This is a genomic window from Geothrix oryzae (assembly GCF_030295385.1).
GTDB lineage: Bacteria > Acidobacteriota > Holophagae > Holophagales > Holophagaceae > Geothrix > Geothrix oryzae.
In genome coordinates this window covers 1,711,651-1,724,555 of record NZ_AP027079.1, presented here as the reverse complement: position 1 = coordinate 1,724,555, position 12,905 = coordinate 1,711,651, and the positions used below count along the sequence as shown (strand labels likewise).

The 12,905-nt window shown below is 68.3% G+C and carries 12 protein-coding genes and 1 tRNA gene; 10 read left to right on the top strand and 3 right to left on the bottom strand.

Features of this window, described 5'->3' with window-relative positions; all coding sequences use genetic code 11:
- Positions 1 to 2: 2 nt before the first annotated feature.
- Positions 3 to 695: a CoA transferase subunit A gene (locus QUD34_RS07910; RefSeq protein WP_286353147.1), complete on the bottom strand. Its 693-nt coding sequence runs from the start codon at positions 693 to 695 to the stop codon at positions 3 to 5.
- Positions 696 to 779: 84 nt separating this feature from the next.
- On the opposite strand from QUD34_RS07910, the gene QUD34_RS07905 reads away from it, so the two are divergent.
- From QUD34_RS07905 to QUD34_RS07860, 10 genes are all read left to right on the top strand, one after another.
- Complete coding sequence (locus QUD34_RS07905) at positions 780 to 1,844, top strand: TolB family protein (protein ID WP_286353146.1); 1,065 nt, start codon at positions 780 to 782, stop codon at positions 1,842 to 1,844.
- Positions 1,841 to 2,398 (top strand): D-glycero-alpha-D-manno-heptose-1,7-bisphosphate 7-phosphatase, encoded by a 558-nt coding sequence (locus tag QUD34_RS07900; protein WP_286353145.1) that lies wholly within the window; start codon positions 1,841 to 1,843, stop codon positions 2,396 to 2,398. Before QUD34_RS07905 ends, QUD34_RS07900 begins: the two co-directional genes overlap by 4 nt.
- Positions 2,395 to 3,135 carry a DNA/RNA nuclease SfsA gene (gene sfsA, locus QUD34_RS07895; protein ID WP_286353144.1) on the top strand — a complete coding sequence of 247 codons (741 nt, stop codon included), beginning with the start codon at positions 2,395 to 2,397 and terminating at the stop codon, positions 3,133 to 3,135. The genes QUD34_RS07900 and sfsA overlap by 4 nt, the downstream gene beginning before the upstream one ends.
- A gap of 41 nt (positions 3,136 to 3,176) precedes the next feature.
- Entirely contained in the window at positions 3,177 to 4,280 is a 1,104-nt protein-coding gene (gene gcvT / locus QUD34_RS07890; RefSeq protein ID WP_375380018.1) for a glycine cleavage system aminomethyltransferase GcvT, read from the top strand.
- 41 nt (positions 4,281 to 4,321) lie between these two features.
- A complete protein-coding gene (gcvH, locus tag QUD34_RS07885) occupies positions 4,322 to 4,708 on the top strand; it encodes a glycine cleavage system protein GcvH (RefSeq protein WP_286353142.1) in 387 nt (128 codons plus the stop codon).
- 4 nt (positions 4,709 to 4,712) lie between these two features.
- Positions 4,713 to 6,734, top strand: coding sequence for a LysM peptidoglycan-binding domain-containing protein (locus QUD34_RS07880; RefSeq protein ID WP_286353141.1), 2,022 nt, complete (start codon positions 4,713 to 4,715; stop codon positions 6,732 to 6,734).
- Between the two features lie 50 nt (positions 6,735 to 6,784).
- Positions 6,785 to 6,860 (top strand) — tRNA-Ala (locus QUD34_RS07875).
- A 54-nt stretch (positions 6,861 to 6,914) separates the two neighbouring features.
- Complete coding sequence (locus QUD34_RS07870) at positions 6,915 to 8,906, top strand: ABC-F family ATP-binding cassette domain-containing protein (protein WP_286353140.1); 1,992 nt, start codon at positions 6,915 to 6,917, stop codon at positions 8,904 to 8,906.
- A gap of 28 nt (positions 8,907 to 8,934) precedes the next feature.
- Positions 8,935 to 9,711, top strand: coding sequence for a PhzF family protein (locus tag QUD34_RS07865; RefSeq protein ID WP_286353139.1), 777 nt, complete (start codon positions 8,935 to 8,937; stop codon positions 9,709 to 9,711).
- 39 nt (positions 9,712 to 9,750) lie between these two features.
- Complete coding sequence (locus QUD34_RS07860; RefSeq protein WP_286353138.1) at positions 9,751 to 10,560, top strand: SDR family oxidoreductase; 810 nt, start codon at positions 9,751 to 9,753, stop codon at positions 10,558 to 10,560.
- A 13-nt stretch (positions 10,561 to 10,573) separates the two neighbouring features.
- On the opposite strand, the gene QUD34_RS07855 is transcribed toward QUD34_RS07860, so the two are convergent.
- Together QUD34_RS07855 and QUD34_RS07850 are read right to left on the bottom strand one after the other, a co-directional pair.
- Positions 10,574 to 11,395 (bottom strand): transglutaminase-like domain-containing protein, encoded by an 822-nt coding sequence (locus QUD34_RS07855; protein ID WP_286353137.1) that lies wholly within the window; start codon positions 11,393 to 11,395, stop codon positions 10,574 to 10,576.
- Between the two features lie 71 nt (positions 11,396 to 11,466).
- Positions 11,467 to 12,870: an aldehyde dehydrogenase family protein gene (locus QUD34_RS07850; RefSeq protein WP_286353136.1), complete on the bottom strand. Its 1,404-nt coding sequence runs from the start codon at positions 12,868 to 12,870 to the stop codon at positions 11,467 to 11,469.
- Positions 12,871 to 12,905 lie beyond the last annotated feature (35 nt).

The following is a 12,905-nucleotide window of genomic DNA, read 5'->3' as shown; positions in this document are numbered from 1 at the left end:
CCCTACCGGGTGACGACCTTCTCGATGCGCTTCTCGAAGGCCGTGCCCAGCACCAGCCGGTGGACGAAGATGCCCGGCGTGTGGATCGCATCGGGATCCAGCGCGCCGACCTCGACGATCTCCTCCACCTCGGCGATGCAGACCTTCCCGCAGGTGGCCGCCATGGGGTTGAAGTTCCGGGCGGTCTTGCGGAAGACCAGGTTCCCGAGGCGGTCGGCCTTCCAGGCCTTCACCAGGGCGAAGTCGGCGAAGATGCCGGATTCCAGGACGCACTCCCGGCCGTGGAACTGGCGAGTCTCCTTGCCCTCGGCCACCTTCGTGCCGGCGCCGGTGGGGGTGAAGAAGGCCGGGATGCCCGCGCCGCCCGCCCGCATGCGCTCGGCCAGCGTGCCCTGGGGCACCAGCTCGACCTCCAGCTCGCCGTGGAGGAACTGCCGCTCGAACTCGGCGTTTTCGCCCACATAGCTGCTGACCATCTTCCGGATCTGGCGGTTCTTCAGGAGAAGGCCGAGCCCGAAGTCATCCACCCCGGCATTGTTGGAATAGCAGGTGAGATCCTTCACGCCGGTCCGAACCAGCGCGGCGATGAGGTGCTCGGGGATCCCGCAGAGGCCGAATCCGCCCACCGCGAGGTGGGCTCCGTCCGGGATGTCCTGCACCGCTTCCAGGGCACTGCTGACGCGCTTGTCGATCATGAAGGGGAACCTCGGAATGTCCCTTCAGTGTGCCATCTCTGGCATCCTGCTCCAGTTCCTGTTTGAACCGGAAGGGGGTTGATCATGAGGAGGAGGTTCCTGGCCGTCCTGTGGGCGCTGAGCCTTGGTGCTCAGGCGCCGACACCACCCCCGGACAGCCTGCACGACGCCCTGCACGATGTCCGGGAGACCCATCTCCGGGGCGTGAAGAAGCTCACGGACACCGGCTCCAACGCCGAGGCCTACTGGTCGAACGACGGCCGGAAGATCATCTTCCAGAGCACCCGCGACGGCCATCCCTGTGATCAGCTCTACACCATGAACGCCGACGGTTCCGACCAGAAGCGGGTCAGCTCGGGCAAGGGCCGGGTCACCTGCGGCTGGTTCCTGCCCGGGGATCGGAAGATCATCTATGCCAGCACCCATGGGGCCGGCCCGGAGTGCCCCGAGGGGCCGCCCTTCACGCCCGGCAAGTACCAGTGGCCCGTGTTCCAGGGCTATGACCTCTACATCGCCGGCGCCGACGCTCGTGATGCGAAGCCGTTCCTGCCCGCTCCAGGCTACGACGCCGAGGCCACCGCGGCGCCCAACGGCAAGTGGATCGTCTTCACGAGCGAGCGCGGCGGTGATGTGGATCTCTGGCGGGTGGACCTCGATGGGAAGCACCTCGTGCGCCTGACCGATGGTGTGGGCTACGACGGCGGCGGCGTGTTCAGCCCGGATTCCAAGCTCATCGCCTGGCGCACCAATTACCCGAAGGGCGAGGCCGCCACGGCGAAGTACCAGGAGCTGCTCAAGCGCCACCTTGTCGAACCCATGGAGATGGACATCTGGGTGATGAATGCCGACGGCAGCGCCAAGCGGCAGGTCACGAAACTCCCGGGGGCGGCCTTCGCGCCCATCTTCACGCCGGATGGCAAGGGCCTCGTCTTCGCCACCAACCACCATGACAACCAGGGCAGGGGGCGGGGGTTCGACCTCTTCCGCATCAATCTGGACGGCACGGGTCTGGAGCGCCTCACCTGGACCGGCGTGTTCAACTCCTTCCCCCACTTCAGCCCCGATGGCCGGAAGCTGCTCTGGGTGAGCGGCCGGGCCCCCCGGGGCCCGCGCCAGTTCGATGTCTGCGTGGCGGAGTGGCTCCCGTGAGCGCAAAACCCGCGATCTTTCTCGACCGGGACGGCACCCTCAACGAGGAGGTCGATTACCTGTCCGACCCCGAGCAGCTGGTGATGATCCCCGGTGCGGCGGCCGCCGTGGCCCGGCTCAATGCCCGGGGGATCCCCGTCGTGGTGGTGACCAACCAGAGCGGCATCGGCCGCGGCAGGTACGGGTGGGACGATTTCGCCGCCGTCATGAGCCGGATGGGCGCGCTGCTGGCCCTGGAGAACGGCCGCATCGACGCGGTCTATGCCTCGCCCCATCACGAGCAGGGGCAGGGGGCCTACGCCGTGGCGGACCATCCGGAGCGCAAACCCAACCCGGGGATGCTGGTGAGGGCCGCGGAGGAGCTGGGCCTCGACCTGGCCCGCTCATGGATGGTGGGCGACAAGGACATCGACCTGGAGGCGGGTCGCCGGGCCGGTTGCCGCGTGGCGCTCGTCCGGACGGGCTACGGCGCCCAGGTGGACGGTTCCGCGGCGGACCTGGTGGCGCCGGACCTTGGCGGAGCCGTGGACCGCATCCTGGCCCAGTGGCCATGATCCTGGTCGAGAAGACCGGTCTGGTGCCCGGCACGCTGATCCAGCGGTACAAGCGCTTTCTGGCGGATGTCCGGCTGGACGATGGCCGTGTCGTCACCGCTCACACCACCAACACGGGTTCTATGAAGACCTGCTGGGAGCCCGGCGACCGGGTGCTGCTCGAGCCGGCCGTCAATCCAGACCGTAAGCTGAAGTTCACCTGGCTGACGGTGGAACGCCCCGGAGGCTGGGTGGGGGTGGAGACGGGCATGCCCAACCGCGTGGTGGCCGCAGCCGCCCGGAAGGATGTCCTGCCTGGTCTGTCCGGTCTGCACGGCGTCCGCACCGAGGTGAAATACGGGGCCGAGAACAGCTGCATCGATGTGCTGGCCCTGGACGGCGAGGGTCGCCAGGTGTTCATCGAAGTGAAGAACACCACGCTGAAGGAGGGCGACTGGGCCCTGTTCCCTGACGCGGTGACGGAGCGCGGAACCAAGCACCTGCGGGAGCTCCAGGCCATGGTGCGCGAAGGCCACCGGGCCGCCATCGCCCTGTTCGTGCACCGGACGGATGTGGATCGCTTCGACGCGGCGCGGGAGATCGATCCGGTCTATGCGACGGAGCTGGACCGGGCCGCGGAAACCGGGGTACGGATCCTTCCGCTGGCTGTGCGTCTCGTCACAAGGCGGGAAGGGGATGGTCTCTGGAGCCTTGGGTGGGAAGTGCCGGGCCTTCTGCCCTGGGTTCGGCGTGGCTAGACTGGGGTTTTCCTCCTCAGGAGTCCCGCATGTCCGCCACTGTGTCTGAGCTCATGAAGACCCCCCTGAACGCCGCGCATCGGGCCCTGAACGCCAAGATGGTGGATTTCGGCGGCTGGGACATGCCGGTGCAGTACCCCGCCGGAATCCTCGCCGAGCACGAGGCCGTGCGGACCAAGGCCGGTCTCTTCGATGTGAGCCACATGGGCGAGATCCGCGTGAAGGGCCCCGGCGCCCTGGCGCTGGTGGAGCATCTGACGCCCAACGCCGTGTCGAAGCTGGCCATCGGCCAAGTGCACTACACCGCCTTCCTCTACGAGAACGGCACCTTCGTGGATGATCTCCTGGTCTACCGCGAGGCCGAGGAGGAGTTCCTGCTGGTGGTGAACGCCGGCAACTCGGACAAGGATTTCGCCTGGGTGCAGAAGCACGCCCCGGCCTTCGACTGTACGGTGGTGAACGAAAGTCCCGCCACGGGCCAGATCGCCCTCCAGGGCCCCCTCGCGGTCCAGATCCTCCAGCCCCTCACCAAGACCCCGCTCGATCCCATCGGCTACTACTTCTTCACCCATGGCGAAGTCGCCGGGGTCAAGTGCCTCATCAGCCGGACGGGCTATACGGGCGAGGATGGCTTCGAGCTCTACTGCGCCGCGGGCGACACCGAGCGCCTCTGGAACGCCGTGATGGCCGCCGGCACGCCCCAGGGCCTGCTGCCTGCGGGCCTGGGCTGCCGCAACACCCTGCGACTCGAGTGCAAGATGGCCCTCTACGGCCACGAGATCGACGACAGCATCCACGCGCTGGAAGCCGGGCTGGGCTGGATCGTGAAGCTCGACAAGGGCGATTTCATCGGCCGCGACGCCCTGCTGGCCGCCAAGGCGGCGCCTGCGCCCCGGAAGCTCGTGGGCTTCAAGACCCTCGAGAAGCGCGATATCGCCCGGGACCACATGCCCGTGGTGCAGGGCGGGAAGCAGATCGGCTTCGTCACCAGCGCCGCGCCTTCGCCCACCTGTGGCATCAACCTCGGCCTGGCCTATGTCCCCACGGAGCTGGCCAAGACCGGCAACCGCATCGAGATCGAGATCCGCGGCCGCGCCGTGCCCGCCGAGATCATCCCCACGCCGTTCTACAAGCGGACGAAGTAGCCCCGCCTCACCCGCACATCCCACACTCCCATGGAGGATCCATGTTTCCTGCCGACCTGAAGTACACCAAGGACCACGAATGGCTGAAGCCCGCGGGCGACGGCACCGCGCTGGTGGGCATCACCCAGTACGCGCAGGATGCGCTCGGCGATGTGGTCTTCGTGGACCTGCCGGAGGCCGGCGCCACCTTCGCCCAGGGCGAGGAATTCGGGACGGTGGAATCCGTGAAGACGGTGTCTGAGCTGAACATGCCCTCCGCCGGCGAGGTGCTCGATGTGAACGCCTCCCTGGCCGATCATCCGGAAGCCGTGAACGAAGATCCCTACGGCAAGGGCTGGATGGTCAAGATCAAGCTGACGGGCGGTCTGGCGGGCGATCTTCTGGACGCGGCCGCCTATGAAGCCCTGGTGAGTGCCGAGAGCCACTAGACCCATGGCGCTGCCGCTTCTGACCGCCCTCCTCTGGGGGACGATGCCGGTGCAGCTGCCGGCGTCGTCCCCCCAGGCGCATGTGGCGGTCGCTCCTCCCCGGGCGCCTGAATCCGACTCGACCCGCATCGCGCGCCTCCGGAGCCTCGTGGAAGCGGCGGAGCAGGCCCTGGAGGCCGAAGACGAAACGGCGGCGGCCGATCGTGCCGACGAGGCGGATGTCCTCACGGCGGACTGGCCTGCGGAACTGCTGCGGAACGCCGATGTGCAGAGCCTTTTGCAGCGGCTGAAGGAGGTCCAGGACCAGCTCGCCGAGGAGGAGGCCCCCGAGGCCGAGCCCGGCCTCAAGACCACTGGCGAGGTGGTGTCCATCAGCGGCGAGGAACTGCGGGCGGAACTGGAGCGGGTCCGGGCCGCAGAGCAGGGCGCCACCTACGATTTCCCCATCGATCTGAACGACAAGGTGCTCACCTGGGTGAGCCTCTTCACCACCACCAAGCGCGGCTTCATGGAGAACGCCCTGGGTCGCGCCTCGATGTACATGCCGATGATCCGGCAGGTCTTCGCGGAGGAAGGGGTGCCGCAGGATCTGGCCTACCTGGCTGTGATCGAATCGGGCTTCCGCAACGAGGCCAAGAGCCACGCCAAGGCCGTGGGCATGTGGCAGTTCATCCGTTCCACGGGCCGCATCTACGGCCTCACGGGCAACGCCTGGATCGAGGAGCGGCGCGACCCGGTGAAGGCCACCCGCGCGGCGGCCCGCTACCTCAAGCGGCTGTACGAGATCTCCGGCGACTGGTATCTGGCTTCCTCCGGCTACAACGCCGGTCCCCTGACCCTGGAGCGCGCCATCCAGAACATCGGGACCCGGAATTTCTGGGATCTGGCCCGCTCCCGTTGGCTGCGCACCGAGACCAAGAACTATGTGCCCGAACTGTGCGCCGCGATCCTGGTCGGGCGCAACCCCGAGCGCTACGGCCTGCGCATCCTGCCGCTGCCTCCGTACGCCTACGAGACGGTGGCCGTGCCCAGCATGACCAGCCTCACGGTGCTCGCCCGCTGCGCCGGTACGGATTCGAACACCTTGAAGGCCCTGAATCCGGAGCTGCTGCGGGGTTCCACACCGCCGGGCGCCTATATGCTGCGCGTGCCCCCGGGCAAGGCCGGTGAGTGCCTGCGCCAGCTCGCCCGCATGCCCGCCGGCAAGCGGCTGGACTTCCAGCACTACACCGTCCGGAAGGGCGACACGCTGGCCAAGGTGGCCCGGCGCTTCCGGCTGACGCCGGATGACCTGCTGGATGCCAACGACTTGACGGCGAAGCAGTTCAAGCCGGGCAAGCGCCTGCTGGTGCCGCCTCCCCCCACCCTCGCGCTGGATGATCGGGACCTGGCCCCCAAGGTCGAACGCGTGAAGCTGCTCGGAGACCGGCCCCTGGAGCCGCTCCCCGCGCTGACGCCCGTTCCGACGGCTTCGGAGACGGCCACCTCTCCGGGCGCCGAACCTCCGCTCGCAGCGGAGAAGCCCGCGCCGCCTGAGCCGGCGGCCGCACCCGGGCTGGCGCCTGCCGCGGCGGCACCGCCCCGTGAAAGCCCTGTCCGCCCGGTGGAAGTCCCCTCCCATCCGCCCGGCGGCGAGCCGGAGGCCGCTTCTGGCACCCTGTACCGCGCCCGGCCCGGCGACACCCTGGCCAAGATTTCCCGGGCCCGCGGCGTTCCCCTGGGAGCGCTCATGCGGCTGAACCCCCAGGCGGTGAAGACCCTTCGCCCCGGCGATCCCGTGCGGCTGCCGGGCTCAGCGACACCGGCGGCCTCGGCCTCAGCGCGGGCTTCGGCCCCGTCCCCGGCCTCGGGGGCGGCCTCGGGTTCGGCCTCGACCACCCCACGCGTCCATGTGGTCCAGAAGGGCGAGACTCTGGCCGCCATCGGCCGGAAGTACGGCCTGGATCCCAAGGATCTCAAGGTCTGGAACCGGATGAAGAGGGACCGGATCCAGGCGGGCCAGCGGCTCCGGTTGTCCCCCCGCTGATCTGTGCTTGCAGAAGCGCAAAAGGAGTGTGATACTAGGTTTTCCCGAATGGGGCCATAGCTCAGCTGGGAGAGCGCTTGCATGGCATGCAAGAGGTCGTCGGTTCGATCCCGATTGGCTCCACCAAACAGAAGGCCACCGCAAGGTGGCCTTCTTGCTGAAAGCTGAAAGCCGCCCGTCATGCTCGCTTCCCTCAACCATGTGGATCTTCGCTTCGGCCCGCAAGAGGTGCTGAAGGATGTCACCTGGGCCATCCAGGAAGGCGAGTGCTGGGGCGTCATCGGCCGCAACGGCGCGGGCAAGAGCACGGTCTTCAAACTGCTGCTGGGCCAGCTCGAGGCGGACAGCGGCACCGTCGTGCGCCCCACGAAGGAGCGCGGCATCCGCATGGGCCACTACGCCCAGGACCTGGTGCCCGAGACGCACGGGAGCGTGCTGGAAGAGGCGCTGGCGGCCTTCGGCGATGTGGAGCGCCTGCAGCACGAGATGCGCGAGCTGGAACACCGCATGGGCGAGGCCGGCGCGGATCTCGAGCTGGTGATGGCGCGCTACCAGAAGGTCACGGAGACCTTCGAGCACCTCGACGGCTTCAGCATCCGGGCCCGCGCGGAAAGCATCCTGCAGTCCCTGGGATTCGCGGCCACGGATTTCGAGCGCTCGGTGGAGACCCTCTCGGGCGGCCAGAAGAGCCGCGTGATGCTGGCCAAGGCCATTCTCCAGGGCCAGGATCTGCTGCTGCTGGACGAGCCCACCAACCACCTGGATCTGCCCAGCCTGCGCTGGCTGGAGGACTTCATCCAGGACACGGACGCCACGGTGGCCATCATCAGCCACGACCGCTACTTCCTGGACAAGATCGCCACCGAGATCCTCGAGCTGGATCTCGGCCGCTCGCGGGTCTACGAGGGCAACTACTCGGAGTTCATGGAGAAGAAGGAACAGGAGCTGGAGCTGCTGGAACGGCACTACGAGCAGCAGCAGGCCTACATCAAGAACCAGGAAGAGTACATCCGCCGGAACATCGCCGGACAGAACACCAAGCAGGCCCGGGGCCGCCGCACCCACCTCGCCAAGCTCGACCGCATCCAGAAACCCCTGCGTGACCGCCGCAAGGTGAAGTTCAGTTTTCCGGAGACCCAGCGCGGCGGCGATGTCGCGCTGGTACTGGAGAACGCCAGTGTGGGCTGGGGTGGGCAGGCCCTCTATGCGCCTCTGGAGCAGCTGCAGATCAAGCGGGGCCAGAAGGTCGGCATCGTGGGCCTCAACGGCACGGGCAAATCCACCCTGCTCAAGGCCATCTGCGAAGAGATCCCCTTCATCACGGGTCAGGCCCGCCTGGGCAGCCAGGTGAAGCTCGGCTACTTCGACCAGCATCATCGGAACCTGGACCCCCGCAACACGGTGTTCCAGCAGATCCACGCCGTGAATCCCCAGGCGCTGAAGCAGGATGTGCTGGGCTTCCTGGCGAAGTTCCAGTTCCGCGGCGACGAGGTGGACAAGCCCGTCACGGCGCTGTCCGGCGGCGAGCGGGCCCGCCTGAGCATCGCCACGCTCATCCGTCACGGCGTGAACCTGCTGCTGCTGGACGAGCCCACCAACCACATGGACATCCCCAGCATGGAGGCCATGGAAGACACGATCCTGAGCTTCACCGGCGCGGCCATCGTGGTGACCCACGATCGCTACCTGCTGGGCCGGGTGGCGGATTCCCTGCTGCGCATCCACGAGGGCAAGGCCGAGTTCCGCGAAGGCGGCTACGAGGATCACCAGGCCTGGGTGGATCTGGACTTGAGCGCGGACGAGGGATCCGGAAGTCCGGAGCCCGAATCCCCGAAGAGATCGTCAGCGCCGCAACCGAAGCAACCTGCGACCGGGAAGGCTCCGGGCCCCGCTGCTGGTCCCGCCCCGTCCAGCAAGTCCGCCGCCATCGACAAGGACAAACAGCGGGCCATCAAGCGTTTCGAGAAGCAGGTGGCCGAAGCCGAGTCCAAGGTGGCCGACCTGGAGGCGAAGCTGGCCGAGCTGCAGAAGGACATGGCCGCCATGGACCCTTCCGACTGGCAGGCCTTCAACGCCCGCCTGGATGGCCAGAAGGCGCTGGAGGCGGATCTGGCCTATGCCATGAGCGACTGGGAGGCAGCGCAGACCGCCTTGGAGGAAGCCCAGCGGTAGGCCGGGCCGTTTGTGCTATCCAGGGGGCATGCGCCTTCCCATTTATCAAATCGATGCCTTTGCCGACCGCACCTTTACGGGCAACCCGGCGGCCGTGGTGCTTCTGGACCAGTGGCTGCCGGAACCGGTGATGCAGGCCATCGCCGGTGAGAACAACCTGGCGGAGACCGCCTTCCTGGTGCACGAGCCCGCAGGTTGGCGCATCCGCTGGTTCACACCGGCCTGTGAAGTGGACCTCTGCGGCCATGCCACCTTGGCCTCGGCCTTCGTGCTGTTCGAGCGGGATCCCCTTCTGCCGCGGATTGCCTTCCAGTCCCGGAGCGGGTCGCTGGCAGTGGACCGCGAGGGCGAGCGGCTGGTCCTGGACTTTCCCAGCCGCCCGCCTGCGGCCATGGCCCCCGTTCCGGGGCTGTCCGAGGCCCTGGGGGCCCGCGTGCGGGAAGTCTGGAAGGCCCGGGACCTGGTGGCCGTGCTGGACGACGAAGCCACCGTACGGGGCCTGAAGCCTGACCTCGCGGCCCTGGCCGGGATGGACGACTTCGCCGTGGTGGTCACGGCCCCGGGGGAAGAGGCCGATTTCGTCTCGCGGTTCTTCGGTCCGCGGGTGGGGGTTCCGGAGGACCCCGTCACCGGGAGCGCCCACAGCACCCTCGTGCCCTTCTGGGCATCGCGCCTGGGGCGCACGAAGCTGCGGGCGCTGCAGGTCTCCCCCCGGGGCGGCGAACTCCACTGCGAGCTGCGCGGGGACCGGGTCGCCATCGGCGGCCGCGCCGTGAAAGTGCTGGAGGGGACCTTCTTCCTCTGAGCCGCTGATAGGATGGGGCCACCCCATCCGAGGCCTTCCATGACGCAGTTCCGCGGCGCCCATGTCTTCATCACCGGTGCGGCCAGCGGCTTGGGCCGCCTCATGGCCCTGGAGGCCGCCCGGCGGGGGGCCCGCGTGAGCCTGGTGGACCGGGATGCTACGGGGCTGGCGGAGGTCTGCGCGGCCATCCAAGGGGAGAAGGGGGATGCCAGGGACTTCGTGGTGGACCTTTCGGACCGGGCGGCCATCCAGGCCACCTGCGCAGAGGTGCTGGAGACCCGGGGTGGCGTGGACATCCTCATCAACAACGCGGGCGTCGTCTCGGGCAAGCCCCTGCTGGAGTGCAGCGACGAGGCCATCGAACGGACCTTCCAGGTGAATGCCCTGGCGCTCTTCTGGACGGTGCGCGCCTTCCTTCCCGGTATGACGAAGACGGGGAAGGGCCACATCGTCACCGTGGCCTCCGCCGCCGGCCTGGCGGGCACCGCGCGGCTGGTGGATTACTCGGCCTCGAAATTCGCCGCGGTGGGCTTCGACGAATCCCTGCGCATGGAACTGAAGCGCCTGGGCAGTCCGGTGCGCACCACCGTGGTGTGCCCCTTCTTCATCGACACGGGCATGTTCGAGGGCGTCAAGACCCGCTTCGCCTGGCTGCTGCCGATCCTCCAGCCCGGCTATGTCGTCGGCCGCATCATGGGGGCCATCGAAGGGAACCGCGCCCGGCTGATCATGCCCCGCTTCGTGATGACCGTCCCCGTGGTGCGGGTGCTGCCGCCCTTCCTCTTCGATGCGGTGCTGGCCTTTTTCGGCGTGAACCGGAGCATGGACGAGTTCGTGGGACGGCACTAGGGCGGGAACGGTCTCAGGGGCGGGGGACCAGGTTCAGGGCCTGAGCCTCGGCCGCGAGTCGGCTGTAGGCCAGGGCCAGCTCCTCGAAGAGGCGGCCCTGGCCATGGAGGTCCACTTCGGACCTGAAGGCGCCCGATGCGAGGGGCTCCAGGGCCTTCACGGAGGCGACCCAGGCCGGCCACGCCGGGAGACCCGCCAGGCGTCCGCCGTAGGCCTGGTTGAAGCCCTCGATCAGGTAGGCCGAGCTGCGAGGCACCTGCGCCTTGTCCGCAGTCAGGGCCTCCACGAACACCGGGGCGATCATCTCGGCCACGGCGGCCGGTCGGTCTGAAAAGCCCAGGCGCCGGTGGATCCAGGCATCGACTCCCGAAACGCCGATGCTCGAATCGGCGGGAAACCAGGACTCTGTCTGGGGATCCCATACCTCCAGCCAGCGGTGGTCGTTGTGGCTCCGCCCGAAGACGCTGGCCTGCGCCCCCCGTTTCTGGACCATGGCCGCGGCATTCGCCTGGCGCCGCTCTGAAGGCGCCTGAAGGTTGATCTCCTGCACCCACCGCACCTGGATGCCCCGGGATTCCAGCAAACTTCGGAGCACCCGCGCGTGGTCCGCGCAATTCCCGGCACCGCGCTGCAGGATCTCCTCCACGGTGCGATTCCGGTAGTCCGTGGCCACAAAGGGCATGGCGCGGTTCAAGTGGGTCACCAGGCGGCCCACCCGCGCGGGCACCGTACCGGGCGCGTCCAGGGTGCGGCCGGCCTCCGTGGGGGACAGGGCCTGGGCGCCGAGGCTGACGGAGATGAAGGCGGAGATGAACAGGACATTGGCAAGGCGCATGGGAACCTCACGGCAAGGTACGGGTTCTCCGGGCCGCGGGTTTAGCCCATGCTTCGTTCCGGCGTGAGCCCCTAGAAGTATTTCAGGGTGAGATCCACCATCCTGCGGACGAAGCCTGTGTAGGGCGGATACATGAGCTGGATGGCCGAGAAGCGGGTGCGCTGGCGCAGGATGCCCCGGGCGTTGGAGAAGGCCTCGAACCCGTGGCGGCCGTGGGCCTTGCCGAAGCCGGAGGCGTTCACGCCGCCGGTGGGCAGGCCCGTGTGGGCGAAGTGCAGGATCGTGTCGTTGATGCAGCCGCCGCCGGCCGTGGTGCGGGCCAGGAGGTCCTCCGAGGTCCGGCGGCTGCCGCTGAAGACATAGAGCGCCAGCGGCTTGGGCCGGGCGTTCACGAAGGTCACGGCCTCGTCCATGTCCTTCACCTTCAGGATCGGCAGCAGGGGGCCGAAGATCTCCTCCTGCATGACCGGCGAGGCCGGATCCACGCCGGTCAGCAGGGTCGGGCCGATGTAACGCGAGGCCGCCTCGGTCTCGCCGCCGAAGGCGACCTGGGCCGCGGAGCCATTCAACAGGCCCTGGAGCCGCGCAAAATGCCGGTCGTTGATGACGCGGGCCAGATCAGGACTGGCCTGGCGCGCGGCGGCATCGACGCCGTAGAAGCTGGAGAAGGCCTCCTTCAGATGGGTCACCAGCGCATCGTGGACGCTGGCATGAACCAGCACATAATCCGGCGCCACGCAGGTCTGGCCGCCGTTGAGGCCCTTGCCCCAGGCGATCTTGCGGGCGGCCATGCGCAGGTCGGCGTCCGCGTCCACCAGCACCGGGGACTTGCCGCCCAGCTCCAGGGTGACGGAGGCCAGATGCTCGGCGGCGGCTTTCATCACGGCCTTGCCCACGGCCGGGCTGCCCGTGAAGAAGATGTGGTCGAAGGGCAGGGCGAGCAGGGCCTGGGCGATGTCGGCCTCGCCTTCCACCAGCGCGACTTCATCCTCGGGAAAGAGGCCGGCCAGCAGCTTCCCCAGGAAGGCGTTGGCGTGGGGGGTGGACTCCGAGGGCTTGAGGATGGCGCAGTTGCCCGCGGCCAGGGCCGAGACCAGAGGTCCGAGCGCGAGGTAGATGGGGTAGTTCCAGGGGCTGATGATGAGCGCCAGGCCCTTGGGCTCATGCCGGATGGTGCCCGCGCTGCCGAAGAGGCCGATGGGGGTGGGCACCCGGCGGGGCTTCATCCAGCGGGGCAGGTGGCGCAGGGCCTCCTTGATCTCCGAGATGACGGGGTAGAGTTCCGTGAGGTCCACCTCCTCCGGCGATTTCCGGAAGTCCGCCGCCAGGGCCGCCTGGGCCTCGGCCCGGCGGGCCATGAGGGCATCCAGAAGCGCCTGGAGCTTGGCCCTGCGCTCCCGGGCCGAGGTGGCCGCCACCCGCCACCGGGCCGCCTGCTGGCGGGCGAAGAGAGCTTCCAGATCAGGCTGGGGCACGGGCGCTCCTGACGGACGGGGGTCCGCCCATCTTA